Origin of the sequence: Sphingomonas sp. AAP5 (genome assembly GCF_004354345.1) — a bacterium.
Lineage (GTDB): Bacteria > Pseudomonadota > Alphaproteobacteria > Sphingomonadales > Sphingomonadaceae > Sphingomonas > Sphingomonas glacialis.
On the sequence record NZ_CP037913.1, the window covers coordinates 3,802,806 to 3,828,545 of the forward strand.

General features: G+C 64.5%; 27 protein-coding genes and 1 tRNA gene. 17 read left to right on the forward strand and 11 right to left on the reverse strand.

Annotation, left to right across the window (positions count from 1 at the left end; translation table 11 throughout):
* The first annotated feature begins 75 nt into the window (after nt 1–75).
* The 6 genes from E2E30_RS17690 to E2E30_RS17715 all read left to right on the forward strand — a co-directional run bounded on the left by E2E30_RS17690 (nt 76) and on the right by E2E30_RS17715 (nt 6,774).
* Nucleotides 76–888, forward strand: a complete 813-nt coding sequence (locus E2E30_RS17690) for a DUF2163 domain-containing protein (RefSeq protein ID WP_133191676.1) — start codon at nt 76–78, stop codon at nt 886–888.
* Nucleotides 885–1,286 carry a peptidoglycan endopeptidase gene (locus E2E30_RS17695; protein ID WP_133191677.1) on the forward strand — a complete coding sequence of 134 codons (402 nt, stop codon included), beginning with the start codon at nt 885–887 and terminating at the stop codon, nt 1,284–1,286. The genes E2E30_RS17690 and E2E30_RS17695 overlap by 4 nt, the downstream gene beginning before the upstream one ends.
* A 1-nt stretch (nt 1,287) precedes the next feature.
* Nucleotides 1,288–3,465, forward strand: a complete 2,178-nt coding sequence (locus tag E2E30_RS17700) for a phage tail protein (RefSeq protein ID WP_133191678.1) — start codon at nt 1,288–1,290, stop codon at nt 3,463–3,465.
* Nucleotides 3,466–3,477: 12 nt separating this feature from the next.
* The gene (locus E2E30_RS17705) at nt 3,478–3,984 is read left to right on the forward strand and encodes a DUF2793 domain-containing protein (RefSeq protein ID WP_133191679.1); all 507 of its coding nucleotides are present in this window, start codon (nt 3,478–3,480) and stop codon (nt 3,982–3,984) included.
* A 138-nt stretch (nt 3,985–4,122) separates the two neighbouring features.
* Entirely contained in the window at nt 4,123–5,253 is a 1,131-nt protein-coding gene (locus tag E2E30_RS17710) for an OmpA family protein (protein ID WP_165954589.1), read from the forward strand.
* A 207-nt stretch (nt 5,254–5,460) separates the two neighbouring features.
* Nucleotides 5,461–6,774 carry a UDP-glucose dehydrogenase family protein gene (locus E2E30_RS17715; RefSeq protein WP_133191680.1) on the forward strand — a complete coding sequence of 438 codons (1,314 nt, stop codon included), beginning with the start codon at nt 5,461–5,463 and terminating at the stop codon, nt 6,772–6,774.
* 14 nt (nt 6,775–6,788) lie between these two features.
* On the opposite strand, the gene ygfZ is transcribed toward E2E30_RS17715, so the two are convergent.
* Nucleotides 6,789–7,502 (reverse strand): CAF17-like 4Fe-4S cluster assembly/insertion protein YgfZ, encoded by a 714-nt coding sequence (gene ygfZ / locus E2E30_RS17720; RefSeq protein ID WP_133191681.1) that lies wholly within the window; start codon nt 7,500–7,502, stop codon nt 6,789–6,791.
* Nucleotides 7,503–7,580: 78 nt separating this feature from the next.
* On the opposite strand from ygfZ, the gene pyrC reads away from it, so the two are divergent.
* Nucleotides 7,581–8,618 carry a dihydroorotase gene (pyrC, locus tag E2E30_RS17725; RefSeq protein ID WP_133191682.1) on the forward strand — a complete coding sequence of 346 codons (1,038 nt, stop codon included), beginning with the start codon at nt 7,581–7,583 and terminating at the stop codon, nt 8,616–8,618.
* Between the two features lie 7 nt (nt 8,619–8,625).
* On the opposite strand, the gene E2E30_RS20840 is transcribed toward pyrC, so the two are convergent.
* The 3 genes from E2E30_RS20840 to E2E30_RS17735 all read right to left on the reverse strand — a co-directional run bounded on the left by E2E30_RS20840 (nt 8,626) and on the right by E2E30_RS17735 (nt 10,153).
* Nucleotides 8,626–8,778, reverse strand: a complete 153-nt coding sequence (locus tag E2E30_RS20840; RefSeq protein ID WP_165954556.1) for a hypothetical protein — start codon at nt 8,776–8,778, stop codon at nt 8,626–8,628.
* Complete coding sequence (locus E2E30_RS17730) at nt 8,775–9,221, reverse strand: DoxX family protein (protein WP_133191683.1); 447 nt, start codon at nt 9,219–9,221, stop codon at nt 8,775–8,777. Before E2E30_RS17730 ends, E2E30_RS20840 begins: the two co-directional genes overlap by 4 nt.
* A gap of 74 nt (nt 9,222–9,295) precedes the next feature.
* The gene (locus E2E30_RS17735; protein ID WP_133192179.1) at nt 9,296–10,153 is read right to left on the reverse strand and encodes a DUF1134 domain-containing protein; all 858 of its coding nucleotides are present in this window, start codon (nt 10,151–10,153) and stop codon (nt 9,296–9,298) included.
* Between the two features lie 167 nt (nt 10,154–10,320).
* Between E2E30_RS17735 and E2E30_RS17740 the strand changes: the two genes are divergently transcribed.
* From E2E30_RS17740 to E2E30_RS17770, 7 genes are all read left to right on the forward strand, one after another.
* Nucleotides 10,321–10,413, forward strand: a tRNA-Ser gene (locus tag E2E30_RS17740).
* Between the two features lie 141 nt (nt 10,414–10,554).
* Nucleotides 10,555–11,739, forward strand: coding sequence for a tyrosine-type recombinase/integrase (locus tag E2E30_RS17745; RefSeq protein WP_133191684.1), 1,185 nt, complete (start codon nt 10,555–10,557; stop codon nt 11,737–11,739).
* A 47-nt stretch (nt 11,740–11,786) separates the two neighbouring features.
* Entirely contained in the window at nt 11,787–12,245 is a 459-nt protein-coding gene (locus tag E2E30_RS17750) for a hypothetical protein (protein ID WP_133191685.1), read from the forward strand.
* A gap of 107 nt (nt 12,246–12,352) precedes the next feature.
* A complete protein-coding gene (locus E2E30_RS17755; RefSeq protein WP_133191686.1) occupies nt 12,353–12,547 on the forward strand; it encodes a hypothetical protein in 195 nt (64 codons plus the stop codon).
* Nucleotides 12,540–12,938, forward strand: coding sequence for a winged helix domain-containing protein (locus tag E2E30_RS20945; protein ID WP_206365610.1), 399 nt, complete (start codon nt 12,540–12,542; stop codon nt 12,936–12,938). Before E2E30_RS17755 ends, E2E30_RS20945 begins: the two co-directional genes overlap by 8 nt.
* Nucleotides 12,935–13,171: a hypothetical protein gene (locus E2E30_RS17765; protein WP_133191687.1), complete on the forward strand. Its 237-nt coding sequence runs from the start codon at nt 12,935–12,937 to the stop codon at nt 13,169–13,171. Before E2E30_RS20945 ends, E2E30_RS17765 begins: the two co-directional genes overlap by 4 nt.
* Nucleotides 13,172–13,259: 88 nt before the next feature.
* Nucleotides 13,260–13,994 (forward strand): hypothetical protein, encoded by a 735-nt coding sequence (locus tag E2E30_RS17770; RefSeq protein WP_133191688.1) that lies wholly within the window; start codon nt 13,260–13,262, stop codon nt 13,992–13,994.
* Between the two features lie 34 nt (nt 13,995–14,028).
* Here E2E30_RS17770 and E2E30_RS17775 read toward each other — a convergent pair whose 3' ends face one another.
* Together E2E30_RS17775 and E2E30_RS17780 are read right to left on the reverse strand one after the other, a co-directional pair.
* On the reverse strand, nt 14,029–14,691 hold the full coding sequence (locus tag E2E30_RS17775; RefSeq protein ID WP_133191689.1) for an SHOCT domain-containing protein: 663 nt from the start codon (nt 14,689–14,691) through the stop codon (nt 14,029–14,031).
* 143 nt (nt 14,692–14,834) lie between these two features.
* Nucleotides 14,835–15,332 (reverse strand): surface-adhesin E family protein, encoded by a 498-nt coding sequence (locus E2E30_RS17780; RefSeq protein WP_133191690.1) that lies wholly within the window; start codon nt 15,330–15,332, stop codon nt 14,835–14,837.
* A gap of 158 nt (nt 15,333–15,490) precedes the next feature.
* On the opposite strand from E2E30_RS17780, the gene E2E30_RS17785 reads away from it, so the two are divergent.
* From E2E30_RS17785 to E2E30_RS17795, 3 genes are all read left to right on the forward strand, one after another.
* A complete protein-coding gene (locus E2E30_RS17785; protein ID WP_165954557.1) occupies nt 15,491–16,054 on the forward strand; it encodes a hypothetical protein in 564 nt (187 codons plus the stop codon).
* 69 nt (nt 16,055–16,123) lie between these two features.
* Nucleotides 16,124–16,858 (forward strand): HipA family kinase, encoded by a 735-nt coding sequence (locus tag E2E30_RS17790; protein ID WP_335925404.1) that lies wholly within the window; start codon nt 16,124–16,126, stop codon nt 16,856–16,858.
* Complete coding sequence (locus E2E30_RS17795; RefSeq protein WP_133191693.1) at nt 16,855–17,703, forward strand: DUF3037 domain-containing protein; 849 nt, start codon at nt 16,855–16,857, stop codon at nt 17,701–17,703. Before E2E30_RS17790 ends, E2E30_RS17795 begins: the two co-directional genes overlap by 4 nt.
* Nucleotides 17,704–18,301: 598 nt before the next feature.
* On the opposite strand, the gene E2E30_RS17800 is transcribed toward E2E30_RS17795, so the two are convergent.
* From E2E30_RS17800 to E2E30_RS17820, 5 genes are all read right to left on the reverse strand, one after another.
* A complete protein-coding gene (locus E2E30_RS17800) occupies nt 18,302–18,778 on the reverse strand; it encodes a hypothetical protein (protein ID WP_133191694.1) in 477 nt (158 codons plus the stop codon).
* Nucleotides 18,775–22,146 (reverse strand): glycosyl hydrolase, encoded by a 3,372-nt coding sequence (locus E2E30_RS17805; RefSeq protein WP_133191695.1) that lies wholly within the window; start codon nt 22,144–22,146, stop codon nt 18,775–18,777. Before E2E30_RS17805 ends, E2E30_RS17800 begins: the two co-directional genes overlap by 4 nt.
* Before the next feature lie 61 nt (nt 22,147–22,207).
* The gene (locus E2E30_RS17810) at nt 22,208–23,521 is read right to left on the reverse strand and encodes a glycoside hydrolase family 1 protein (protein ID WP_133191696.1); all 1,314 of its coding nucleotides are present in this window, start codon (nt 23,519–23,521) and stop codon (nt 22,208–22,210) included.
* Nucleotides 23,518–24,402 (reverse strand): alpha/beta hydrolase, encoded by an 885-nt coding sequence (locus E2E30_RS17815; protein WP_133191697.1) that lies wholly within the window; start codon nt 24,400–24,402, stop codon nt 23,518–23,520. The genes E2E30_RS17810 and E2E30_RS17815 overlap by 4 nt, the downstream gene beginning before the upstream one ends.
* A gap of 10 nt (nt 24,403–24,412) precedes the next feature.
* Nucleotides 24,413–25,732, reverse strand: coding sequence for a family 1 glycosylhydrolase (locus E2E30_RS17820; RefSeq protein WP_133191698.1), 1,320 nt, complete (start codon nt 25,730–25,732; stop codon nt 24,413–24,415).
* Nucleotides 25,733–25,740: the final 8 nt, after the last annotated feature.

The following is a 25,740-nucleotide window of genomic DNA, read 5'->3' on the forward strand; positions in this document are numbered from 1 at the left end:
CGTGGACTGCCCTCACCCGACCTCGCTGCGCTCGGCCATCCTCTCCCAAAGGGAGAGGGATTCTGGAGAAATCTTATGTCCTTGCTCACCGGCCCCCTCACCACGCTCGCCTTGTGCTGGCGGATCGAGCGGCGCGATGGCGTGGCGATCGGGCTGACCGATCATGACCGCGATCTCGCGATCGACGGGCTCGTCCATGCCGCCGCGCCGGGGATGACGCCCTCGGCGATCAAGCGCAGCGACGGGCTCGATGCCGATACGATGGACATTACCGGCGCGCTGACCAGTGCGGCGATCGGCGCGCGCGATTTGCTCGCCGGGCGGTGGGATGGCGCGCGCGTCCAGCTGTTCGCGGTCGACTGGAGCGGGGCGGATGCGCGTCGCGTGCCGCTCGGCGAGGGGACGATCGGTGCGGTCGAGAGCGACGCGCACGGCTTTACCGCCGAATTGCGCGGTGCGACCGCGGCGCTCGATCGGCCCGTGGTCGAGGTGACCTCGCCCGAATGTCGTGCCGAACTCGGCGACGCGCGCTGTCGCGTCGCGATGGCGGGGCGGCGGCGCTATGCGCGGGTGGCGGCGTGGCACGAACGGGTGGTGACGCTCGACGCCGCCGAGCCGGTCGCCAACGCGTATGGCGGGGGGCTGCTGCGCTGGATCGGCGGGGAGAATTCGGGGCTCGAGGGGGCGATTGCGGTATCCGACGGGAGCAGCGTCACGCTGCGGATCGACCCCGCGCTGCCGGTGGCGGCGGGGGATTTGGTCGAGCTGATCGAGGGGTGCGACAAGAGCCTGGCGACCTGTGCCGGGCGCTTTGCCAATGCCGTCAACTTCCGCGGCGAGCCGTTCCTGCCGGGGATCGACTTGCTGACGCGCTATCCTGGGGCATGACGCGCGCGGCGGCTGTCGTGGCGGCGGCGGAGGCGCTGATCGGGGTCGGGTTTCGGTTACAGGGGCGTGTTCCCGCGCATGGGCTCGACTGCGTTGGGGTGGCGGCGCTCGCGGCGCGGGCGGGTGGCTTCGACGGTGACATTCCGGGAGATTACGCGCTGCGGGGCGGCGATGCCGCGACGCTGATCGCGCGCTTCGACGCGAGCGGGCTGGCGCGCGTGGGCGACCCGGCGCCGGGGGATATCGCGCTGTTCGCGGCGGGGCCGGCGCAATTTCATCTGGCGGTGCTGGTGGCTGGCGGACTGATCCATGCCGATGCGGTGCTGCGGCGAGTCGTCGCGCGGCCGGGGGCGGCGCCGTGGCCGATGCTCGGCTGCTGGCGCGTGACAGGAGACTGAAATGGCGACGTTGGTGCTTTCGGTGGTGGGCCGCGCGCTCGGCGGGCCGATCGGGGCGGTGCTGGGTGCGGCGCTCGGCGGCGTGGTCGATCGCGACGTGCTGATGCGGCCCAAGGGCGTGGAGGGGCCGCGGCTTGCGTCGCTGCACCTGCAGACGTCGAATTACGGCACGCCGCTGCAGAAGGTGTTCGGCACGATGCGCGTCGGCGGGTGCGTGATCTGGGCGACCGATCTGCTCGAGAGCCGATCGAGGAGCAGCACCGGCAAGGGCCAGCCGAGCGTCACGCGTTACAGCTATGCGGCGTCGTTCGCGGTGGCGCTGTCGGGGCGGCCGATCGTCGGGGTCGGGCGGATCTGGGCGGATGGCAATCTGCTGCGCGGCAGTGGCGGCGACTTCAAGGTCTCGACGGGGTTTCGGCTGCATCTGGGGGGCGAGGACCAGCCGGTCGATCCGCTGATCGCCGCGGCCGAGGGGGTGGGGTTCGCCCCGGCGCATCGCGGGATCGCCTATGCGGTGTTCGAGACGCTCCAGCTTACCGATTATGGCAATCGCATTCCCTCGCTGACCTTCGAAGTGATCGGCGATGCCGCGCCAGTGTCGGTCGGCGCGATCGCCGCGGCGCTTTCGGAGGGGAGCGTGGCCGCGGCAGAGGCGGTCCAGCTACTCGCCGGCTTTGCGGCGTATGGCGACAGCGTCGGCAGCGTGCTCGACACGCTGGCCCAGGCCGGGGGTGCGTGGTTCGCGCCGATCGGCGGCACGGTGGCGATGCGCGCAGGGACCATGCCCGAGCGCGAGATCGCCAATGGCGAGACGCGCGGCGCGGGCGCTTCGAGCGGCAAGCATCACCGCGCAGTCGCTGCGATTGAAAGCGTGCCGCGACAGGTCACGCTGTCGCACTACGATCCGGCGCGGGAGTACCAGATAGGTTTGCAGAGTGTGCGGCGGCCCGGTGCGGGGCGGCGCGAGGATCGAATCGAGCTGCCCGCCGCGATCGATGCGGGAACCGCCAAGACGCTTGCGCACGGCATCCTCGCGCGCGGCGAGGCGGGGCGCGAGCGGCGCAGCGTGACGCTCGGTTGGGACGCGCTCGACGTGGTGCCGGGCGCGTGCGTCACGATCGCCGGAGTGGCGGGGGTGTGGCGCGTCACGGGCTGGTCGCTCGAAAAGATGGTTCTGTCGCTCGACTGCGTGCGGCTCGCGGGCGGGACGCTGCCGGTGGCGGCGAGCCCGGGGCGCGTGCTGGCGGCGCCCGATGTGGTGACGGGCGCCACGGTGATCGAGGTGTTCGAGAGCTTGCCGTTCGACGACGCGCTGCTGTCGGCACCGCGCGTGACGATCGTCGCCGGCGGAACGCAGCCGGGCTGGCGGCGTGCGGCGTTGCTCTACAGCCTCGACGGCGGGGCGCGCTGGACGCCGCTGGGATCGACCGCAGCGCCAGGAACCATGGGGCGGCTGGCGAGCCTACCGGGGCGCGCGTCGAGTGCGATCGCCGATCAGGCGCAGGCGTTCGAGGTCGATCTCGCTTACTCGGCGATGACGCTCGAAAGCGCCGATCCGCGCGCGCTCGATGGGGGCGCCAATCTCGCGCTGGTGGGCGATGAACTGCTGCAATTTTCGACCGCGACCCAGATCGGCGCGCGGCGCTGGCGGCTGGCGGGGCTGTGGCGCGGGCGGCGGGGGACCGAAGCGGCGATGGGGGGGCAGGCGATCGGCGATCGCTTCGTGCTGATCGAGGCCGAATCGGCTCTTTCGCTCGACCTGCCGCTCGCCGCGTTGGGGGCCGACCTTCGCCTCCTCGCGTCGGGGACCGGCGACATCGACGGACCGGTTGCGACGCGCGTGATGGTGCGCGGAACTTCGGTCGTGCCGCCGTCCCCCGTCCATCTCCGTTGGCGCGAAAGCGGGGCGGGCGATGCCTGCGTGACTTGGGTGCGGCGCAGCAGAAACGGGTGGCGCTGGAGCGATGGGATCGATGTTCCGCAAGGCGAAGAGCGCGAGGCGTATCGCGTCACGCTGCTGCGCGGCGATGGCGCTACGACGCTGATCGAGACGCACGAACCGCGTGTCGTCGTGGCGGCCGCGGACCGAGGGGGCGGGGTTGTGTTGCGCGTCGTCCAGATCGGCACGCACGGCGAATCCGACGGCGCAACGATCACGATTCCCGACGGCAACGGATGACAGGAGATTTGCATGAGCGATGAGAAAAGCACGCGCCTGGGCCTGCCGTTGCTGCAGCCCGGGCAGGCGCAGAAGGAGCTTTCGCACAACGAGGCCCTGACGTTGCTCGACATGGCGGTGCAGGCGAGCGTCGAGGCGGTCGGGCTCGACACGCCGCCAGAGGCGCCGTTGCCGGGCGCATGCTGGATCGTTGGCGCAGCCCCGCGCGGCGCTTGGCGCGGGCAGGCACAGGCGCTGGCCGGTTGGACCGCGGGGGGCTGGCGGTTCGTTGCGGCGCAACCCGGGATGACCGTGTGGAGCGAGGCCGATCGGGCCGATGCGCGTTTCGATGGCAGCCGTTGGACGGTCGGAACGCTTGCTGCGTCGCACCTTATCCTCGGCGGATTTGCGATGCTCGGGCCCCCGCGGCCGGCCATTGCTGCACCTGCGAACGGCAGCACGATCGACGCCGAGGCGCGCACCACGATCACAACGATTCTGGCGGCACTTCAAACGCTTGGTCTCATTGCTGCCGCGTAGCATCGAAAATCGCTGACGGTTCCCGCTAAATCTGTGTTAAATCAGCAACAGTCCGGACATTTGTGCGCTTGCGTGGAAACCTTCCATTCGGTAGAGGGTTTGCGCTGTCCGAGTGACAACCAGATGAAGGGGATTTTTATGCGGAAGCTAGCCGTTACCATAGCGCTTGCCTCCACTGCTCTCGTTACCACACCAGCGCTGGCCCGGGATAAGTCCTGGTATGTCGGCGTCGACGGTGGTGCAGTGCTCGTGGAAGATATCAAGTTCGATATCAACAACGTGAAGAGCGCCGGTACCGTCGATCATCGCTACGGCTACGACGTCGATGGCGTGATCGGTTACGACCTTGGCATGTTCCGCCTCGAAGCCGAAGTCGGCTACAAGAGCGCATCGGTCGATAACTATCGTTCGTCGGTCACGACGCCGGGTCTCATCCCGTCGGGCGCAGTCGGCAACTATCCGGCTGGCACGTACCAGTTCGCTCGTGGTCGCACGACCGCACTGAGCTTCATGGTCAACGGCCTTGTCGACTTCGGCGACGATGACGGCATCCAGGGCTTCGTCGGCGGCGGTGTTGGTGTTGCACGCGTCAAGGAGCGCTTCGGCATCAACAGCCTGCAGAACCTGCTCAACGACAGCGACACGGTTTTCGCGTATCAGGGCCTCGCCGGCGTTCGCGCGCCGATCACGAAGCACGTCGATGCGTCGATCAAGTATCGCTTCTTCACCGCCGACAACGTCAAGCTGGTCGACGTTGCGGGTCGTGGCTACAACGGTCGCTATCGTACGCACAGCCTGCTCGCAGGCCTGACGTACAACTTCGGCGAGCCTGCTGCTCCGCCGCCGCCGCCGCCGCCCCCGCCGCCGCCTCCCCCGCCGCCGCCTGAGCCGGCTCCGGTTGTCGCGACGCCTTGCTCGCCTGGACCGTTCATCGTGTTCTTCGAGTGGGACAAGTCGGACGTCACGCCTGAGGCAGCCTCGATCCTGGACGGCGCAATCGCGCAGTACCAGAACTGCGGTAACGCAAAGGTCATGCTTGCTGGCTTCACCGACCGTTCGGGTACGCCGAAGTACAACGTCGGCCTGTCGCAGCGCCGCAACGATGCGGTTCGTGCGTACATGACCGCCCATTCGATCCCGGATGGCTCGATCGGCACCGAAGCCTTCGGTGAAGATCCCGCCCATCTGCGCGTCCAGACCGCCGATGGCGTTCGCGAAGTGCAGAACCGTCGCGTGGAAGTGTCCTACGGTCCGGGTTCGGGCAACTAAGCCCAGACCTGACCTTGGTCAGAAAACGGGGAGATCGGCGCAAGCCGGTCTCCCCTTTTTTGTGCGCCGGTGGCACGGTACATATGAGGCCGGCGAGCGATCGCGCCGGGCTGGCAATACCGCCATGATCGGCTAGAGCGGCAGTTGTGGAGCGCGCCTCGGGGCGCCTCCGGACTGTGGTACGCTTGCGAGATTTGAGGACTTTTCATGCGGATTACGATGATCGGCTCGGGGTATGTCGGCCTGGTATCAGGGGCATGCTTTTCGGATTTCGGCCATGACGTGATCTGCGTCGACAAGGACGAGACCAAGATTGCGGCACTCGAGGCGGGCAAGATGCCGATCTTCGAGCCCGGTCTCGATACGCTCGTCGCGAGCAATGTCGCGGCGGGGCGGCTCCGCTTCACGACCGATCTCAAGGCTGCGGTCGCCGGGGCCGATGCGGTGTTCATCGCGGTGGGAACACCGTCGCGCCGTGGCGACGGCCATGCTGACCTGAGCTATGTGTTCGCCGCAACGCGCGAAATCGCCGAGGCGATCGACGGGCCGGTCGTGGTCGTCACCAAGTCGACCGTTCCCGTCGGCACCGGCGACAAGGTCGAGGAGATTCTCACCGAACTCGCCGGCGACTTTCCGATCGCGGTCGTCTCCAACCCCGAGTTCCTGCGCGAGGGCGCCGCGATCGGCGACTTCAAGCGGCCCGACCGGATCGTGATCGGCACCGAGGATCCGCGCGCGCAGCAAGTGATGCGCGATGTCTATCGCCCGCTGTATCTCAACGAGAGCCCGATCCTGTTCACCGGGCGGCGGACGTCCGAACTGATCAAATATGCCGCCAATGCCTTCCTGGCGACCAAGATCACCTTCATCAACGAGATCGCCGATCTGTGCGAAGCGGTCGGCGCGAACGTCAAGGACGTGTCGCGCGGGATCGGGCTCGATAACCGGATCGGTTCGAAGTTCCTCCACGCCGGGCCGGGCTACGGCGGTTCGTGCTTCCCCAAGGACACGCTCGCTTTGCTCAAGACCGCCGAGGATTACGAAACGCCGGTGCGGATCGTCGAGGCGGTCGTCCAGGTCAACGACACGCGCAAGCGCGCGATGGGGCGCAAGGTGATTGCGGCGCTCGGCGGCGGCGACGGGACGAGCGTGCGCGGCAAGACCGTCGCGGTGCTGGGGCTGACCTTCAAGCCCAACACCGACGACATGCGCGATGCGCCGAGCCTGGCGATCATCCAAAGCTTGCTCGACGCTGGCATCACGGTGCGCGCGCATGACCCCGAGGGGATGGAGATCGCCAAGACGATGATGCCCGACATCACCTATTGCGGCGACGCCTATGCCGCCGCGCAGGGCGCTGACGCGGTCGTGATCGTGACCGAGTGGAACATCTACCGCGCGCTCGATCTCAAGCGGCTGGCGGCGACGATGGCGGCGCCGGTGATGGTCGATCTGCGCAACGTCTATCCGCCGAGCGATGCCGAGCGCGCCGGGTTCGCATACAGCTCGATCGGGCGGTAACGGGGCGCTTGGCGTTACGCGTCGGCGTGCGCTAACGCCGTCGCCAGCCAATCGGGCACCACGGCATCGCCGAGCGCTTCGACGCGGCGCAGTTCGACCATCAGGCCGAGGTCGGGATAGGTCGCACGGGTGCGCTCGCCCGGCTCGCCGAGCGGTGCCACCACGAGCCGGCGGTTGACCTTGCTGCGATGGTGCATCCGCGCGGTGTTCTCCTGGCCGACATAGCAGCCCTTGGTGAAACTGACGCCGTTCAGTTCGCGCGCGTTCGCCTCGAGCCACAGCGTCTTGTCGCTGCCGAGCTCGGCCTCGCCTTCGGCAACGCCGAGCGACAGGCGATGCGCGTGCCACCCGGTTGCTGCCTCGCCCGGCTCGCCCAGCCAGCGATAGCCGAGTTCGGCCAGCCGGGGGTCGGGCACGCCCTGGCCGGGCTCGCGCGACCAATGCACCGCACCGTTGGTCTGCTCGATCGTGATCGCGCGCCGCAGGCGATAGATCGACAGCCGCCGCCGCAAGGCTTCGGCAACGCTCGCCTCGCAGTCGAGCAGGACGTCGTCGCCGTCGGTCCAGACGATGAAGTCGAACAGCGCCTTGCCCTGCGGCGTCAGCAAGCCGGCCCAGGCCGGGAAGGGCCCGGCCATGTCGGCGGTGACGAGCCCCTGCAAAAAGCCGCGGACATCCTCCCCCGACAGGCGGAGGAGCGATCGATCGGCGAGCGTGGTGGCATTCATGGCATGGAGGTAGGGGCGGCGCGCCGCAGCGGCAATACGCGGCTGGCGATTCGCCGCGCCGCGCGCTAGGCGGTCGGCATGACCGAGCGCCTCACGATCCGCCGCCCCGACGACTGGCATGTCCACCTCCGCGATGGCGAGATGCTTGCCGCGGTTGCGCAGTACACCGCGCGCCAGTTCGCGCGCGCGATCGTGATGCCGAACCTGACCCCGCCGGTGACCACGATCGCGGCGGCAGAGGCATATCGCGAGCGGATCCTCGCCGCCTTGCCCGCGGGGACCGATTTCACCCCGTTGATGACTTGCTACCTCACCGATGCGGCGGATGCCGAGGAGATCGCGCGCGGCTATGCTGAGGGCGTGTGGGCGGCGTGCAAGCTCTACCCGGCGCATGCGACGACGAACTCGGCGCACGGCGTCACCGATATCCGCGCGCTGTCGGGGGTGCTCGAGACACTGCAGCGGATCGGCATGCCGCTGCTGATCCACGGCGAAGTGACCGATCGCGAAATCGACATCTTCGATCGCGAGGCGATCTTCGTCGAGCGGACGCTGGCGCCGCTGGTGCGCGATTATCCTGCGCTGAAGATCGTGCTCGAACATATCACGACCGCCGAGGCCGCCGCGTTCGTGAGCGACGCGGGGGCCAACATCGCCGCGACGATCACGCCGCAGCATCTCCATCTCAATCGCAACGCAATGTTCGATGGCGGGCTCCAGCCGCACGCCTATTGCCTGCCGGTGATCAAGCGCGAACGCCATCGCCTCGCGGTACGCGCGGCGGCGGTGTCGGGGTCGCCGAGCTTCTTCCTCGGTACCGACAGCGCGCCGCATGGCCGCGCGCGCAAGGAAGCGTCCTGCGGCTGCGCGGGCATCTTCAACGCGCCGTACGCGCTCGAAAGCTATCTCGCAGTGTTCGATGAGGATAATGCGCTCGACCGGTTCGAGGGTTTCGCCTCGGAACACGGCGCGCGTTTCTACGGTTTGCCGCTCAACGACGGCACGATCACGCTCGAGCGGCGCGAGGAGACGGTTCCCGAACTGATCGGCGCGGGTGACACTGCGGTCGTGCCGTTCCACGCCGGGCAGACGCTCGGCTGGCGCTTCTTGGGCTAACGCCGCGTCACTTCGGTTCGGTGAAGCGCTTCACCTTGACGGGCAGGTCCTTGCCCTTGGTGCGGCGCGACGGGATCTGCACCGGGTTCTTCTTCTTCCACGCCGCCCAGGTCATCGGACCTTCGGGCGTGTCGATGATGGTGTCGTCGATATCGCTCATGTTGCGCTCCGTCGCGGGAAGGGCCAGTCGATCACGCGACCGGCGAACAGCGCCCACCACACGATCACCGGCTGAAACGCAAGCCGCGGGATATGGTACCATAACCCGAGTCCGCCGCGGCCGGTTTCGATGAAATCGAGCGCGTGCTTTACGTTGGCGGGATAGACGCACACCGCATAAGCGGCGAGGCCAACGCCCGCCCACCAGCGTAGCCGCGGCACGAACAGGCCGATCGCCCCGGCAATCTCGCACAGGCCGGTCAGCAGGATCACCTGGGCGGGGAAGGGGACCCAGTCCGGAGTGATCCCGAGAAACGGTCTGGGCACGAACACGTGGAGGATGCCCGCGGCGAGATAAGCGGCGGCGAGCAGGGCGCGGAGGATCTGGCGGGTGGTGGTCACGCAGGGGACGTTACGCGCTTGTCGGGCATGGGCAAAGCCCATGCCGTCGGTCGGGGCGGGCCCCGCCGGCCGAGCTTGCGCGAGTCAGGCCGCTTTTGCGGCCTGCCGCGCTGCGCTCAGAACGGGAACCATTTCGAGGTCCGGCTGAACTTCATATAGCCCAGATTGACACCCTGCCGCCATCCGACGCCGAGCCGGATCGGGATCAGCACCGTGTTGCCGCGACGCAGATAGGTCGCCGCGAACCCGCCGACGAAATAAACGCGGCCCTCTGCCGCGGGGAAGCGCTTGAACAGGTCCGCGGTGTCGTAGAGGTTGTAGACCAGCACGAACACCTTGTTGGCATCACCGCCCAGATCGAAGCCGACCGATGGGCCGGTCCAATAGACCGGCTGGCGCCCCTCGACCTTGTGGAACATCTCGCCCTTGCCATAGCGCAGGCCGACGACGACCGCCGCCGACGCCTCGCGCCCGGCGATATAGGCGTTGGGATAGCCCTGCTCTTTGAGCGTGCGCTCGAGGATGCCGGCGAGCCCCGATGCGCCCTTGCCGAACGTTCCCTCGGCGGCGCGGAGCAATTCCTGCTTCTGGAAGGTCTGGCTGTCAGCCGATTCGACCTCTGCCCCGTCGCGCGCGACGTCCTGTGCCGATCCGCTCGTACCTGCCGGCGCTCCCGTCGGCCTGCCCGCGGACGATCCGCTGGAGCCGGACTCGACCGGCTCGGTAGATCCTGGCGCGTCGGGATAGCGCGGCGTGTCGGACAGCGGGACAGGATCTGACTGAGCGGGGGGCGGGGTGGGCATGCGGCGGGGCGGCTGCGCTTTCGGCTGCGTCTGGCGCAGATCCGAATCGATCGCCTGGTTGGGATCGATCGTGCGCACTTGTGCCGCAAGCGGGGCTCCCGCGGTCGCCAGCGCGAGCAGGATTGCAGCGCCAATCCTCGGCGCGCTGGTCCAGCGCAAGTGCATCGTCATTCTCCCCCGGGGCTGCAATTGCGCCATGATAGCGCCGTCCTGGCTGTCGCGCCAATGAACGAGCGGCGCCGTCGCGACCAGCGGAATCGATTCCGCGGCGAGCAACATGCGCACAAGCGGTTGCCGTGGCAGCAAAGCGCGGTTATAGCCCGCCTTCGCCGTGATCCGGAGACGTGGGTGAGTGGCTGAAACCAGCGGTTTGCTAAACCGCCGTACCGGGTTTACTGGTACCGAGGGTTCGAATCCCTCCGTCTCCGCCAGCTGTCGATTTCCCTACATTCCTGACAGGCCCAGAGGGGCCAACAATTGGCGGTTTTTCCGACCTTTTCTGTCCCTCCCTGTACCTTGCAATCTCCCACTAGCCCGCATATGATGTGGGAAATAATGTGGGAGCAACTTCGTTGGGCAAGTTGACAGCAACCGCCGTAAAAGCCGCTAAAGCGGCGGGCCGCTATGGCGATGGCGACGGGCTTTTCCTGCTAGTCGGCCCCACCGGCGCGCGTTCCTGGATATTGCGGGCGCAAAAAGATGGGAAACGTCGCGATATCGGGCTTGGAAGCGCCGCAAAGGTGCCTTTGGCGCTCGCTCGCGACCGTGCAGTCAAGGCGCGTTCGCAAATCGAGGTGGGAATCGATCCGGTAGCGGAGCGGCGCAAGGCGGCGGGTATTCCTACCGTTCGGGAAGCGGCGGCGCTTGTGCATGCCGAGACGCGCAAAGGGTGGCGCAACGGGAAGCACGACAAGCAATGGCTATCATCGCTGGAGACGCATTGCTTCCCCGCGGTTGGCGACGTGTCGGTTTCCGATCTGGACGGTCCCGCGGTGCGCGACGTGCTAGCGTCGATCTGGTTGACCAAGCCGGAGACGGCGCGGCGCATCCGCCAGCGCATTATCTCGATTGTCGATTGGTCGGTTGCTAAGGGCTATCGCGACGTGCCGCTGGCAATGGCGGCAATCGACAAGTCGCTTCCCCGCCAGAAGCGCACCGACCGGCATCACGAAGCTTTGCCCTATGCCGATCTACCCGATTTTATGGCGAAGCTGCGTTCGCGGGAATCGGTAGGGCGCGTGGCGCTGGAGTTTCTGATTTTGACCGCCGCCCGGTCTGGCGAGGTACGCGGCGCGACATGGGCGGAAATCGATCTGGAGGCCGCTCTGTGGACGATACCGGCGGCGCGCATGAAAGCGGAGCGCGAGCACGTCATCCCCCTGTCTGACGCGGCTTTGCGGGTGCTGGAGCGCGCAAAACAATGGCGCACGGGAACGACAAAAGACGACGCGCTGATTTTCCCCGGCATGAAACGCGACAAGCCGATTTCCGACATGACGCTAACCAAAGTTATGCGCGACATGGAATTGACCGCCGTCCCGCACGGTTTCCGCTCCAGCTTTAAGGATTGGGCATCGGAGACCACAAACTTCCCCAATGAACTATCGGAGGCGGCGCTGGCGCACGCCATCCCGAACAAGAGCGAGGCGGCTTACCGGCGGGGCAACATGCTGGAGAAGCGGCGGGTGATGATGGCCGCTTGGTCTGCCCACAGCGGTCTAGAGCCGGAGAACAAAATCCTGCGAATTGCGAAATGAGCCGCCGATACACACCCGTTGGCCTCGAACGAATGACGCGAATCCACTTGGATATCGACGATGAACCCATGACCTTTAACAACGAAATTGTGGGAACAATTTTATTAGAAATTGGCAAAGGATTGGACGACGATTGGGGTGATTTTGTTCGGGCGGTGGGGAACGCATTTTTAGATAGAGACGAATATCACGTAGTGTCGTTAAGCCAGCGGAAACGGGGCAGATTTGTTTCGCCAACAGATTCCGCAAACCGAAGGCATGAGGTGCACAACGTCACCATGGCGGTCATGCAATTTGAAGTTTTGGGTTTGCAAAAAAAGGCTGCGGTGTCTCGGGTCTGCGAAATTTACGGTCGCTCCCGCGCGTGGGTGTTTGCTGCTCTGCGAGAACAAGAAGAATTTGATGCCGCTGTGCGCTCAATTCGCGCGACACGTGGCGAAGAGCGATTGCGCCAGATAAAGGCTAAGACGTTGGTCGCTGACGAGTCCACTCAAAGCGAGGAATAGTTAGACCACAATCTGTTTCAAAAGTGCTGCAAAGCTGCATATTCAACGCGACGCCAAGGAATGCCCCGGAAGCCGGTGGCCCACCGTTAAGGGTCGGAGCGTCAACCATGTTGAACGAATTGATGACCGTAGCGGACTTCCTGTCGCGCTACTCGATTTCGCGAACGGAGTTTTACCGACAAGTGAATGCGGGGCGCATCCGCCTTACCAAGCTGGGCAATGCCAGCCGCGTAGCGCGTGATGATGCCGAGCAATGGCGTGCGTCGCTTCCCGTTCGCGCGGGAGGGCCGGACAATGTTTGATCCGCACCAACAAATTGTTGGAGGTGCCCCCAAGGCCGTTCGAGCGGCCAAGGGGGCGGGTATCGCCAGCATGGGAGCTAACGCGACAAGCGGAACTTACAACGCGCCACCCCGGCACCGCAAGCGCGTCGTCCACGCCATTGGCCCCGCCGGACCGATTGCCGTTACTGGGCAGGAAGCGCGGGCACTGGAGGCGTTGATCGAAAGCGGCGCGGCGGGCGTCACGTCGCTGGAGGTATCGAGCTGGGCTTACCGGCTGGGCGCGTACATCTTCGATCTGCGGCACGACTATGGCCTGTCGATCGATACCCTTCGCGAGGAACACGATGACGGCTGGCACGCGCGGTATGTGCTGCGCACGCCTGTCGTGATTGCGGACGCGGTGGCATGACCGGGACCATCCTGTTCGATCAAATCCACCGTGGCGATGTGTGGCGGCTGGAGGTTGCGAGCCATGAAGGCCGGACCTTTGGCAACTGGCGCAAATGGTATTGGAAGGGGGCAGAATTGCTTCCGACCAAGCAAGGCGCGACAATCCCGCTGGAGCGCCTTCCGGAGCTTAACGCGGCGCTGACCGCCTATCTCGCCAGTGCCCCGCCAGACGGGCCGCTATCAGCAAAGTAGAGGGCATCTAGATTAAGGGGAGCGTTCGGGTCGGGCGCTCCCCTGCCTTTTCGGACGCAATCTTGAAACATGGGAAAGGGGGCTGGAAATGCCCTTTTCAGGCTCCGACGGCGCTCGCGGGGATGGCGGAAATCCGCGCCTTCCCAATGCTGGCACGCAAGCTGCAATATACAATACTTCTAAGAGTGCGCGGCATCGCCACGGAAAATCGGCCTGTAACGGCTGGGGAGGCTCCAGAAACAGGGCCGACCGTTGTTCGGAAGGACTGACCGCAAAGCAGGTGGAGGGCATTGAGGCGGCGGCGCAAACCGCTTGGCGGCGGGGCTTGGCGTTCAATTGTCACGTCACGATCCACTGGGCAAAGCTTGGGGTCGCCGACGATGCGACCGCCGCCGCGACGGGCGCGTTTCTGACATGCGCGCGGGACTGTTTGCGCAAGCAGGGGTTGCCGTTCGCCTATGCCTATGTGCGCGAAAATAGCGGCGACAATGGCGCGCACTCTCATATCCTGGCGCATCTGCCCCCCGGCACGCGTTGGGCCTTCCAACGCTCGAAAAGGTGGCTGGAGCGGATAAGCGGCAAACCCTATTTTACAGGAGGAATACGGACGCACCGAATACGCGGTACAGGCAGCGGGCGGGTTATCCTGCCTGATCTGTATGCGGAAAATCTGGCGGAGGTCGTTGGCTATCTGACGAAGGGGGCGCTGCCCTCGGTCGCGGCGGCGCTGGCGCTGGAGCGTGTCAAATTCGGCGGGCGCGTCATCGGCAAGCGGTCGGGCTGTAGTGAGAATGTTGGAAGTCGCGCGAGTAATTCTGCGTAAGCGTTTCACTATGCCCAATCGCCGAACGAGATATTTAGTGGATCTGACGTGAAGCATACCGCTTCGCGAGAGTTCCATTAAAAGAGCATTCAAAGCCGTGAAACGAGCTACACTCATTCTCTTCAACTACCACTCGAAGCCCGTTACGAACTAGAGTCATTTTGCAGCTCTGCTGAGATTCCGCGTCGTATGGCTCACGGTGGCTGATCAAGTTGCCGTTTGGAACGGCGTTGAACGAGATACCTCCAAGACATCTAGGGCTTCCCACGCCCAGATCGACAAACACCTTCCCGCCCGGTCGGTTTTTGATCGTCATAGTTGCGTTGGCGTTTTCTGTTTTGCCCTGATAGCGACCAGCCCACTTATTGGACGCGTCAGGCAGCGATACGGGTCGCTGCACTGCAGCCGTATCCGGAACGGATGTCTTCACTGATAGCCGGATTGGAACGGAGGATTTTCTGATTTTCTGTGCCGCGTTGTCGCGTTGCGTGATGTCGTTGGTCATCCAGTAGGTAAGCACCCCAACAACAATCAAAGTTAGAAAAAGACCACCGGTCAACGCTGCTATGCCCAGTGGATTCAAGTGCCTCCGATCAAATATGTTGCTCTTTTCGCGCTCAAATTCTGCGTCCGTTAAAGCTCCAGCCGAGCGTAGCTCATTTAGTTTTGCGAGGCGGTCCATTTGATGTTGTTGCATTGTACCCTCGATTGCTGGCGCTGGAGTGCGTCAAACCCGGCGGGCGCGTTGTCGGCGAGCGGGCGGGGTGGAGCGAGAACCGATGAGCCGTTAATTTACGTAGAGGCGCAGACTAAATGGAAAATATTTATCAATTCGATGTCTCATTTCTCTAGATTATCTAACATAACTATAATTGTCTTTCCCGCCGTAATGACATCCGTCATCTGGCCCACATGTATCGAATTATCTCGAAGATCCTTGCAAACGAACTGCATTTTATCGTCACCGATCGAGTCCGGAATAACCTGAACAACATTTTGTTGATATGTATTTAAAGAGGTTGAGTTGATTAGCCTACCATTTGAATCGTAATCGGCCCACGAAATCAGCCTCATAGTACGTGCATTGCAATCATATTCATTCAATTTTTTGTCATACTTTACTTCGCTCGTTTTTGTCTCGGCCGACTCAAAGTATGTTGAAGACCAAGCTCTGATGACTCCGTTCCGCAAATTAACTGTAGACGATGTATCAAGAAAACTTATTTGCCGATCCGGCTTTTGCCCCCCCAACGTAACGAACCACCAGTCGCTCGCAACCGCCTCAGTCGAGTAGGTTAGCAATGCTGCGGCCGCTAAAAATGATGCCATAATTTTCATGCCAGCGCGTCCCCCGGTAATGGATGTTAGTAGTTCCTATTTCGTTTTGCTAATGATTTAGTATAATCTGCGACGGAGATTTAGCGATGGGTGGTTATGGATCGGGCCGGAGCGGGGCGCGTCCAGCTGTGGAGGATGGGCTAACCATCGACCTCCCGTTGATGATGCAACGCGGTTGGGTGTGTAACGGCGGCGCGAAATATCACGGCTCGCTTACTTGGACCACGAACGGCCACGAGCGCGCCACTGTTAGCTATGGCTATTCAATGGTCGATCCGGAGGAGGCTTGTTTCGAGCTACGCTACACGCGCTCGCCATATGGCCGGGAGCCAGAAAAGGTCGTCCAGCGCATCACGCTTGTCGCAACCGTCCCGAACTACGGCGGGCGGCGTTGGTGGATGATCTGCCCCTATTCGGGCAAGCGCGCGACCAAGCTTTACATGCCACCCGGCGGGGACAGATTTGCTGGTCGTGCGGCGTGGCGGCTGGGCTATCGCTCGCAACGTGTCGCGCACCGCGACCGCCCTTTTGAGAAGCTGTTTCGCCTCCAGCGTAAAATAGGCTCGTCTGAAGGATGGGAGGCTGGAATCCTCCGCCCCAAGGGCATGTGGAGCAGAACCTACGAAAAGCACTTGGAGCGCTATTTCGAGCTAGATGCCGAGTGCAGCCGCGAGATGACGGAAATGCTATCTGCTTTGAAACGGGGCGGGGCGTCGGACTAATTTTTAATCGGCTTCTCCTGTTCGGGCGGACTCGCGCCTCACCAAATTTCAAGATACCAAAGCAGGCCGATGCTTTTCAAACTAGATCATCTCGAGGTTGTAGAAATCGTGCGACCGATTGATAGCGGGATGACGCAGCCCTTCCTATGCCAACTCGCTGACGATCAATTGTACGCCGTGAAGGGTCGGGGAGCGTTGGTACACGGATTGATAGCCGAAACGATTGCTGGATGCCTTGGCAGGCAAATCGGATTGCCGATACCAGACTTTGTGCTGGCAGAGATGCCAGCTAGCCTTGTTCGTGGCTTTGGTGATCCGACCCTTGAAAGTGCCATTGGGGAGGGCACGGCCTTCGCATCCCTTTGGCAAGAGCCCGTGGAAACGATAGCAACGCCGTTTTTAAAGACGATTCCCCAACGACTTTTGGCGAAAATCTACGCCTTTGATCACTGGATCATGAACGGGGATCGGACCCTTACTGAGCATGGCGGCAACCCAAATTTGCTCGTTAGGCTTGATAGCAATTCGTTAATCGTGATTGACCATAATCTCGCCTTCTCGAACACCTACCATCACCGCGAACTTGCGGTTCACGCCTGCCGTCCGGCGTGGATAAAAATGAGCCGGGATTTTGTATTTTGCGAGGAGCTTTTTGCCGCAATGGACACGGCGCTTGCTATGCTAAACGACATTACGGGGCAGCTGCCTGGCGCTTGGATCGAGGCTTCAGGCGATTTCGTGGAGCGCATTTCGCAAACGGTATCGAGAGCCGGACAGCGTGGTTTTTGGGATGAGATGGAATGAAGAGCATCTTCAAATACTCCATTATCAGATTTCGGCCGTTCGCGGAAACCGAAGAATTTGCCAATATTGGGGTAATTGCTATCGATGAAGCAAGCGGAGAAATTGCGTTTGAGATTGGGCCAAAGAGATTTTCTCGCATAAGGCATTTCTTCGATGAAAAAGCTTATCATGCTTACGCCCATGTTATTGAGCATTTGGCAGTCGAACTGCCGCGTATGACGCAATTTTTGACAAAAAATTATGGTGTTTCATCGAGAAGCGCGTTTGAAGATATAACAAAGCGTCGTGAATCTAGCGTTATATTTAGCGCTGTGCGGCTGGTTAATTCCGATTTAAATATCGAAACTCTAACGGAAAACCTATTCAATCGATTCGTTAAGCGTGAATTTGCGGCTGATAATATAGAAAACGTTCTCACTCGCGATATACGGCGTAGCTTGCATCAATATGGCGTCAGGAATTTTAAAAACTTCAAAATAGACGATGATCTTATTCCCGTAAGTTTTCCGTTGGCTCATCTTGGGCAAGAGCTCAGGGCGATCAAGCCGCTGGCTTTTAGTCAAAAGAGCCCAATGGGCATTGTCGATTATGGCGCCCACTGGCGTAAGCGCCTTAGCTATCTGTTGGATCGCAAAAAGGTCGGGGAGCGTAATGTCTTGATTGCGGTAGATGGGCCCGGAATTGATGCTGAAAAGCCAATGCGGGAGGCTTTCGATCTGGCACGGGATGAGTTGGCCCGCCTTCCGTTCGACATTGTCGATGGCGAAGTCGGGGGGGTAGTCAACGAAAAGATAATTGCATTCGCGAGGGCATCGTTGCCGTGGCAGGTGACCTTGCCTCACTGAAGCGGCAGTCACCTTCATCAAATGTGGGAAAATATGTGGGGAACGGTGGAGTGCTTTCGATTAAATCCCTTTAAATCATAAAGTAAAGTGCACGTTCGACAGACTCCGTCTCCGCCAGCGCCTTCCAAAGCCTGGAAACTAAAAAAATCGGCCGCAGGTCATCTAGCCCTATCAGATGCGGCGACATGGGTGCGTTGCCGCCCCCGTCCCGACGCGCGCCGACGTCGTTAGCGATTGCAAACAGGGCGTTTCGTAAATCTGGCGCGGCGGCCTTTAGAGCGAGCTCGACGGGCAGCGCGTGTTGGGCGTAGCGCCGGCGCGTCCGCCAAGACCTGCTCTGGCGCGGGATCCTGCCGATCATCCCGCCAGAAGCGAACCGTCGCGAGCCGCCCGCCCGTGACTTCCGACGCTACCGCGATCGGAACCAGGTCGAGCGCGTGTTACGGTACAAATAGCCATCAATAGAAGAAATGAACAATATTCCGCTACTGTACCCGTTAGTCTCTATTCGGGTTACTTCGACACGAAACACTCGTCGGTGATACGGTGAGTTCGCTATCATCGAGCTTGAAATGCGATAGGACTTTCCCGCTTGCCGTCATGACCTTTGGCCAGGCGAATCGCCAAGGGCGAGCAGCACCGCCAGCCGCGCGATGATGCCGCCGAGCAGCGCACCATAAAGCGGTTTGAGCGCGGCGACCGCGCCGAACGACCAGGACGATCCGGTCAACGGCAGCACGGCCGCGCCCACCAACCCTGCCAGCGCCGCGATCGGTACGGCGACAAGCAGCGCGCGCACGAGCGCGTGGCGCGGCCATCTGTGCCCCCGCGACAGCGCGGTTACCCGCCCGGCCGCGAGCCGCCGCCGGGTCAGTACCGTCGGAACCAGGCAGCTCATCAGCGCGACCATCAGGCTCTGCGGGACCGTGTCGACCGCCAGCCCGCGCCAGCCAAGCACCGGCACGACCGCCTGGCCGCCGAACGCCAGCCATACGAACACCGCGCTCAGCGCCGCGTTGATGACCGCCGCGATCGCCATCTCGGTGCGCACATAGCGCCGCTGCGCCGGGGTCACGGTGCGGCCAGCACGGTGACGGGCCCGATCAGCCCCGACGCGCGCAACGGCGCATCGGCGCGGTAGCTCGGCATCGCCGTCCAGGTCAGCTTCCGCGCGCCCGGCTGCGCGTCGCCGATCAGGCGATTGACCCAGAGATTGGCGACGCGCACCTCGATCCGGTTGCGCCCGGGGCGCGCCGCGGCGGCGATGTCGATCCGATAGGGCGCGTGCCACACCGTGCCGACCGCAACGCCGTTCACGCGCACTTCGGCGAGATCGCCGACTTGCCCGAGATCGAGCAGCAGCGGCGTCGCGCGATCGAGCGTCCTTGGCACATCCAAGGCCGCCGCATAGCTGGCGACTCCCGAGAAATAGCGGATCGCGGGGGAGGCATTTTCGTTGAGCGGGGCCAGCCGCATCAGCGACGTGGTCGCAGGCGCCCCGCGTCCGGGTTGGAAGGTGACGGTCCACGGGCCGTCCACCCGTGCCACAGTCCGCGACGGCGGCGCGGCGCGTGTCACGCTGGCGTCGGTCGCTTCGCGGCGAAACACCACGAACACCGCCTCCTCGCCCGCCAGATCGAGCGGTACGATCGTCTGGCCGCCTTCGATGCGATACGAAACGGCGCTGCGCCGCCCGGTATCGGCGTGCCACAGTTCGGGCACCTTGCCAGTGACGCGGAAACGCGCCGCGATGCGCTCCGCACGGTTGCGGCGATTGGTCACGAAATAGACGTCGCCGTCGGCAAGCGCGCGATGCGCGAAGAGGAGCTCGCTGTCGGGCGCGGGCTTGGTATAGGCGAAATCGGGCAGCAGACCGGTTCCGGCAAGCGCGGCCTCGACGTCGTGCCCGGCGATGACGCGCCCCGTCCCGATCGTCGTGACCGGCGTGCCCGACCACAGGCGCCGAACCAGCGCGGAGAAGGCGGGACGGTCGTCGCCCAACGCCGGCGATCCCGTCGGCGCATCGCCAATGAGGGTCGCCCCCTGCTCGACCAGCGTCGCCAGCCGGCGCAGCACCGGCAGCGTCATGCGCTGTGCCGAACCGCCGAGATACAGCGCGCGGTAGCGGGCACCGCCGGACGAAACCACGCTTCCCTTCGCGACCGACAGATCCTGCGTCAGCGCATCGGCGTTGACGAAATCATAGCCATAATGGGTCGGCGTGTCGCCGAGCGGCGCACGCGCGAACAGCGCGGTCAGCGGTGCTTCCTCGCCATAGAAATAGGCGACGTCGGCGACGTTGCGGCCCTGCTGGAGCATATAGCTCGACCGCGCGATGTAATCGATCCACGGTCGCGCCATCTCGGCCCAGCTTTCGTGCCGGTTGAAATATTGCCCGAAGATCGCAAGCGACAGGCCGGGCAGTTTGTCGTCGACCGGCTGGTGCACCGAGGTGTGGATCACCGGCCGATTGATGCCGCTCGCAAACTCGAGATCGACGACGCGCTTGAGATCGGCCGGCGCGAATGCCCAGGGCGCCAGCCCCGAGGTGAAGGATTCGGCCGCGACGATGGTCTGGCCGTAGAGATGCGCGACCGACGCCGCGCCGCGCAGATCGCCGAGCAAGGTCGGGCGCGGCTTGCCGGCGCGATCATAGGTCCACATCGCCGCCATCGGCACGTCGGCATGGCGCCGCATCGCAAGGTCGTCGCCGAGCGCCGGGCGGCCATCCTCGAGCGCCTCGCCATACACTTTGAGGCCAGCGGCATGCGCGACGCGCGCGACCGTCCCATAATGTTCGCTCGCGAGCAGATCGGCGAGCGTCCGGCGATAATCGTACAGGAAGGCGTCGCTGCGCGCGCGCGAGCCGACCACCGCACCGGTCAGCGCGGGAAGCCACGGGCGCGGATCATAACCGCGCAACCGATTGAACTGCGCGAGCATCAACGGCGTCCAATTGGCGTCGCCCGCCTCGAAACTGTCGGTGACGATCGCACGGATGCCTTTCGCGCCGACCAGATCGGGGCCCGCCGCCGCGCGGTACATGCCGATATAATGCTCGAGGTACCGCGTGACCGCGGCGGCATCGTATTTGTCCACCTCGAGCCCCGTCGCCTCGGTGGTGGCGGGATGGTTGGTAGTGCCGAGCAGCGTCGCCCCCAGCCGGACGATCCGCCAACGCCCCTTGGGCACAGTCCAGTCGAGCGTGCCGTCGGGCTGCATCCGCGCGGTGAGATCGACCACGCGCGCAGGATCGATTCCCGCGCTTTCGGGCACAGCGGTGCTGAGCGCGTAATAATCCGTGACGGTCGCGAAGCCGGCCTTGGCTTCGAACCGATCGATCCTCGCCTCACCCGACAGGCGCAATTGCGCGACCGCGACCGATGTCGCGGGCGGTCCGCTCGGGAAAATGCCATCGACCACGGCACCGGGCACGGGCGCGCCGAGCCCGATCCGCGGGGGCGCGGTGTTGGGACCGAGCACGAGCCGGAACGCACGCGCGGTAACTGGCGCAAAGCTGACCGTCGTGGGTACCGCGCCAAGCGGCAGCGTCGCGATGGCGCGCCAGCCCGCGCCATCGGCAACCTCGAGCACGGGCTGGAACAGCGCGTCGCCAAACGGCGGCAAGGCACCTGGGATGAACAGCGTCGCGCTGCGGATCGTGGTCGGACGGGCGTAGGTCAGCGTCACGACGCCGGGCTGCTCGGCGCTGCCGCGCGGCACGGCGACCGACGTCTTGGCATCCGCGTCGAGCAATGCCGCGGCATCGACCGGGCGACCGGCGACGGTCGCAGCCGGAATCGCGGCTATGGGCGGATCGACCGGATAGGCCAGCACCATGACATCGGCATAATCCGTCGGCGGCGTCGATGCCTTGCCGCCAAAAGCGGCCAGCGGATCGTCGAACGGCAGCGCCTGGAACGGCCCGGTCGTGCGCGGCGGCGATGCCAGCTGCCCGGCGAAGCGATGGCCGCCAACGATGTCGGTTTCGCTCCACACCAGTTTCTTCATGCCGTCTGCGGGTGCCACCCACGGTCCGCCGGTCTCGCTCCAGCCCGGTGATCCCGCGACCGCGAATTCGAGCCCGAGCCGGTCCGCGGTCGTCGCCGCAAGTCGGAAGGCGTGGCGCCACTCCGGGCTCATATAGGCGAGGCGTCGCTCGACCACCTGCGGGGCCATCAGCGAAGCGTCGAAGGTCTGCACGCCTCCGAGGCCGATGCGCTTCATCCATTCGAGATCGGCGACGATCCCGGGTTCGCTGATATTGCCGTCGAGCCAGTGCCACCACACCCGCGGCCGCGCCTCCGCCGGAGGATCGACGAACCCGGCGGCGAGGCTGTCACCCGACGCTTGGTCCGCGATCGGGGGAGCGGTCTGGGCGAGCGCGGCCGACGAGGCCAGCAGCGCCGCCGTCAGCGCGAAGAAGCGAAAGCGATGCTGCATCAGGGCGTTCCTCAGAGTTTTCGCGTCGGCAGGCGCCGCGCCTCGACCGCCGCACGCCGCCTCACAGCGCGTTGCGCCGCGCGAAGGCGCCAAGCACGGTGGCGCTGGGCTTTGGCGTCCGCTTGAAGGTGGTGCGATCGACCTTCGCCAGCCCGAAGCCATGGTCGAACCCGGCACCCCATTCGTAATTGTCGAGCAGCGACCAGTGGATATAGCCGAGCACCGGCACGCCATCGTCGATCGCGCGCTTCAATTCGGGGAGCGCGCCGGCGATCAGCGCGCTGCGAATGCGGTCGTCATCGGTGCCGACGCCGTGTTCGCTGACCAGGATCGGCTTGCCCGTTGCTTCATGCGCATAGCGCACCGCGCCCGCGAGCGAGGGCGCATACACCTCCGCCCCGCGGAAGTTGAGTGTCGCGCCAGGCGGTGGCGGCAGCTTGCCGGTCGAATTCCACACCGATCGCTCGTAATTCTGGACGCCGAGGAAATCGTCGCCCTTGGCCGATTCGAGCCAGACGCCGTAGAGTTCTGCGCGCTTGGCATCGCGCAAACTGTTGGGGCCGACCGCTTGGTCGTCGGCAAGCGCAAGGCTGATGCCGACCGGCAGATCAGGCCGGACGCCCTTGATCGCGTCGCGCGCGGCCTTGTGGCCGGCGAGCATGTTGCGTGTCACCGCCGGCACATCCTCGGGCAGCACGGTATTGGCCACGACGAACTTGGCCGAGCCGGTCGCGCGCGCCGCGGCCGCCAGATTCGCCTTGAGCAGGCCGAAAAAGGCCGGTGGCAGGACGATCGGCAGCATGCTGGCGATATTGGGTTCGTTGAACGTCATCGCATAGCCGATTCCCCCCGCCAGATGGCGCGCCGCCCGCTCGCAGAAGCGCGCAAACAACGCCGGAGCCTGCGCGTTCGTCCAGCCGCCCTGCGCCGCGAACCAGCGCGGCGTGGTGTAATGGTTGAAGGTCACCACCGGGGTCAGCCCCCGCGCGCGACAACCGTCGATCATCGCCTTGTAATGATCGAGCATCGCGATCGAGAACAGGCCGGGCCCTGGCTCGATCCGTGGCCATTCCAGGCTGAAGCGATAGCTGTTGAGGCCAAGGCTCTTCACTAAGTCGAGATCGGTGCGCCACAGCTCGAAGCTGTTGTCGGCATCGCCCGATGGTGGGCCGAGCGCCGGCTCGACATTCTCCAGCACCCACTGGTCGCTGTTGGTGTTGTTGCCCTCCACCTGATGCCCCGCAGTCGCTGCACCCCAGAGAAAGCCTTTGGGAAAAGCGCGTGCGGTGACGCCCGGGTCCGCGCGGCGGGCCAACGCCGGAGCGGCGAGGAGCGCACCACCGGCGGCGAGCAGCGTACGGCGATCGATGGTCATAGGGACTCCTGCTGTGGTGCCGCGACGTCGGCGATGAAGGCGCGGATCTCGTCGGTCATCCGCGTGTCCGCGCCGCCGATATGGCAGGCGAGACTGAAGTGATTGTGGCCCGCTGCGATATGGCTGCGCGGCAGATGCCCGTGCCGCGCGAGCCGCGCCGCCAACACGGCGATCGTCTCGGTCTGGAAGCGGGCCGGGTCGAACTCGGCGCACGCGATCAGCAGCGGCACGCCGGTCTCGACCATCGCATCGCGCGGGTGGCGCGCGGGATAAGTATCGGCCGGGCCGTAATAGAGCATGTCGCGCTCCTCGAGTGGCGTGTAGCCGTAAAGCCCGGACAATAGCACAGCGCCGCACACGCCGGGATCGGCGGCGCGCAAGCGCAGATGCGTCGCAACATGCACCGCGCCCGCCGACGTGCCGATGACGACGATTCGGTCGGGATCACCGCCATGGTCGGCGGCATTCGCCCGCAACCAGTCGATCGCCGCGCCGACATCCTCCCCGCCCGCGGGCCAGACGGCTTCGGGCGCAAGGCGATAGTTCATCACCGCGCCGAGCATTCCCGAGCGCGCCGCCCAGCGCCCGACATGCGCGTTGAACGGATGATCCGGGCTGCTCTTCTCGCCGCGCACGAAGCCGCCGCCATGGACCCACAGCACGACCGGGACGCCCGACGCCGACGCGGGGGGCGCGTAGAGATCGAGCCGCTGGCGGGGATCGTCGCCATAAGCGAGATCGCACGCGCTTGCCGGCTGGGCGGTGCGATACGCATCCTGCTCGGCGCGAAACAGATCCTGAACCTGCACCAATGTCGTCGGGCCGAGCGTTCGGCCGAGCGCGGTGATCGCGGCGCGGAGGGAATCCGATTGTCGAGTCATGGCTGCGTGCTCACAAGGCGTTGCGTCGCGCGATCGCGCCGAGCACGGCGGCGCTCGGCTTGGGCACGCGGCGGAAGGTGGTGCGATCGACGGTGGCGAGGCCGTATTTCGGGCGATATCCCGAAACCCATTCGAAATTGTCGATGAGCGACCAATGGAGATAGCCGATCACCGGCACGCCCTCGTCGATCGCGCGCTTCAATTCGGCGAGCGCCGCCGGGATCAGCGCGACCCGGTCGCGATCGTCCTCGGTCGCAATGCCATGTTCGGTGACGAAGATCGGCTTGCCGGTCGCGGCGTGGACATAGCGCGCGCAATTGGCGAGCGAGGCGGGGTAGGTCTCGTTCCCGATCTGATCGCGTTTCGCCGTCGCGGGCAGCGCGACGAGGCCCGTGGCATCCCACTGATTGCGCGAATAGTTCTGGATGCCGACGAAATCGTCCTGCCGTGCGGTCTCGAGCCACGGCCCGTAGAATTCCTGCCGCTTGGCATCGCGCAGGGCGGTTTCGCCAACGGCCTGTTCATCGACGATCGCCAACGAGAAGCCGACGGGCAGCGTCGTCCGCGCGGACTTGATCGCGGCGAACCCAGCCCGGTGCGCTTTGATCAAATTGGGCAAGGTCTCGCGTGCCGAGCCGAACGCCGGACCGCCGACGAAGCGCTGCGATCCGGTCACGCGCGCCGCTTCCGCCAGCATCGGCTGCTGCGCCATGATCGCTTGCGGCGGTACCATGGCTGCGGCGATCAGCAGACCGTTCGGTTCGTTGAGCGTCACCGCGCGCGCAATCCCGTCGCCCAAATGCCGCGCCGCGCGATCGCAATAGCGCGCGAACAGCTGCGGAGATTCGGGGTTGGTCCAGCCGCCGCGCGCGGCGAACCAGATCGGCACCGCCCAGTGGCTGAACGTTACGACCGGCTGCAACCCCCGCGTGTGGCACCCCGCGATGATCGCCTTGTAATGATCGAGCAGCGCGATCGAAAACTGACCCGCGACCGGCTCGATCCGCGACCATTCGATGCTGAAGCGATAGCTGTTGAGGCCGATCGCCTTGGCCAGATCGAGATCCCGCGTCCACAGCTCGAGGCTGTTGCACGCATCCCCGACCGGCTCGGCAAAGATCGTCGGCTTGATGTTTTCCAGCAGCCAGAAATCGCTGTTGGTGTCATTGCCCTCGATCTGATGCCCGGCGGTCGCCGCGCCCCACAGGAAATCCGCGGGAAAGCCGTCGCTGCGGCGCGGCTGCGCGACCACCGGGGCGATCACCGGAGCGATCACCGGGGCGGCCAGCAGGGCGGACGTCGCCGCGAGGAGAGATCTACGATCCATCACCAGATATT

What these genes read in the sequence shown, in the direction of transcription:
- E2E30_RS17810 (WP_133191696.1), bottom strand. Translation starts at nt 23,521, where the DNA reads ATGACCATCGATCGCCGTACGCTGCTCGCCGCCGGTGGTGCGCTCCTC.
- ygfZ (WP_133191681.1), bottom strand. Translation starts at nt 7,502, where the DNA reads ATGAATGCCACCACGCTCGCCGATCGATCGCTCCTCCGCCTGTCGGGG.
- E2E30_RS17710 (WP_165954589.1), top strand. Translation starts at nt 4,123, where the DNA reads ATGCGGAAGCTAGCCGTTACCATAGCGCTTGCCTCCACTGCTCTCGTT.
- E2E30_RS17795 (WP_133191693.1), top strand. Translation starts at nt 16,855, where the DNA reads ATGAAGAGCATCTTCAAATACTCCATTATCAGATTTCGGCCGTTCGCG.
- E2E30_RS17780 (WP_133191690.1), bottom strand. Translation starts at nt 15,332, where the DNA reads ATGAAAATTATGGCATCATTTTTAGCGGCCGCAGCATTGCTAACCTAC.
- E2E30_RS17770 (WP_133191688.1), top strand. Translation starts at nt 13,260, where the DNA reads ATGCCCTTTTCAGGCTCCGACGGCGCTCGCGGGGATGGCGGAAATCCG.
- E2E30_RS20840 (WP_165954556.1), bottom strand. Translation starts at nt 8,778, where the DNA reads ATGAGCGATATCGACGACACCATCATCGACACGCCCGAAGGTCCGATG.
- E2E30_RS17695 (WP_133191677.1), top strand. Translation starts at nt 885, where the DNA reads ATGACGCGCGCGGCGGCTGTCGTGGCGGCGGCGGAGGCGCTGATCGGG.
- E2E30_RS17700 (WP_133191678.1), top strand. Translation starts at nt 1,288, where the DNA reads ATGGCGACGTTGGTGCTTTCGGTGGTGGGCCGCGCGCTCGGCGGGCCG.
- E2E30_RS17775 (WP_133191689.1), bottom strand. Translation starts at nt 14,691, where the DNA reads ATGCAACAACATCAAATGGACCGCCTCGCAAAACTAAATGAGCTACGC.
- E2E30_RS17815 (WP_133191697.1), bottom strand. Translation starts at nt 24,402, where the DNA reads ATGACTCGACAATCGGATTCCCTCCGCGCCGCGATCACCGCGCTCGGC.
- E2E30_RS17755 (WP_133191686.1), top strand. Translation starts at nt 12,353, where the DNA reads ATGTTGAACGAATTGATGACCGTAGCGGACTTCCTGTCGCGCTACTCG.
- E2E30_RS20945 (WP_206365610.1), top strand. Translation starts at nt 12,540, where the DNA reads ATGTTTGATCCGCACCAACAAATTGTTGGAGGTGCCCCCAAGGCCGTT.
- E2E30_RS17765 (WP_133191687.1), top strand. Translation starts at nt 12,935, where the DNA reads ATGACCGGGACCATCCTGTTCGATCAAATCCACCGTGGCGATGTGTGG.
- E2E30_RS17805 (WP_133191695.1), bottom strand. Translation starts at nt 22,146, where the DNA reads ATGCAGCATCGCTTTCGCTTCTTCGCGCTGACGGCGGCGCTGCTGGCC.
- E2E30_RS17790 (WP_335925404.1), top strand. Translation starts at nt 16,124, where the DNA reads ATGCTTTTCAAACTAGATCATCTCGAGGTTGTAGAAATCGTGCGACCG.
- E2E30_RS17690 (WP_133191676.1), top strand. Translation starts at nt 76, where the DNA reads ATGTCCTTGCTCACCGGCCCCCTCACCACGCTCGCCTTGTGCTGGCGG.
- E2E30_RS17705 (WP_133191679.1), top strand. Translation starts at nt 3,478, where the DNA reads ATGAGCGATGAGAAAAGCACGCGCCTGGGCCTGCCGTTGCTGCAGCCC.
- E2E30_RS17715 (WP_133191680.1), top strand. Translation starts at nt 5,461, where the DNA reads ATGCGGATTACGATGATCGGCTCGGGGTATGTCGGCCTGGTATCAGGG.
- pyrC (WP_133191682.1), top strand. Translation starts at nt 7,581, where the DNA reads ATGACCGAGCGCCTCACGATCCGCCGCCCCGACGACTGGCATGTCCAC.
- E2E30_RS17730 (WP_133191683.1), bottom strand. Translation starts at nt 9,221, where the DNA reads ATGGGCTTTGCCCATGCCCGACAAGCGCGTAACGTCCCCTGCGTGACC.
- E2E30_RS17735 (WP_133192179.1), bottom strand. Translation starts at nt 10,153, where the DNA reads ATGACGATGCACTTGCGCTGGACCAGCGCGCCGAGGATTGGCGCTGCA.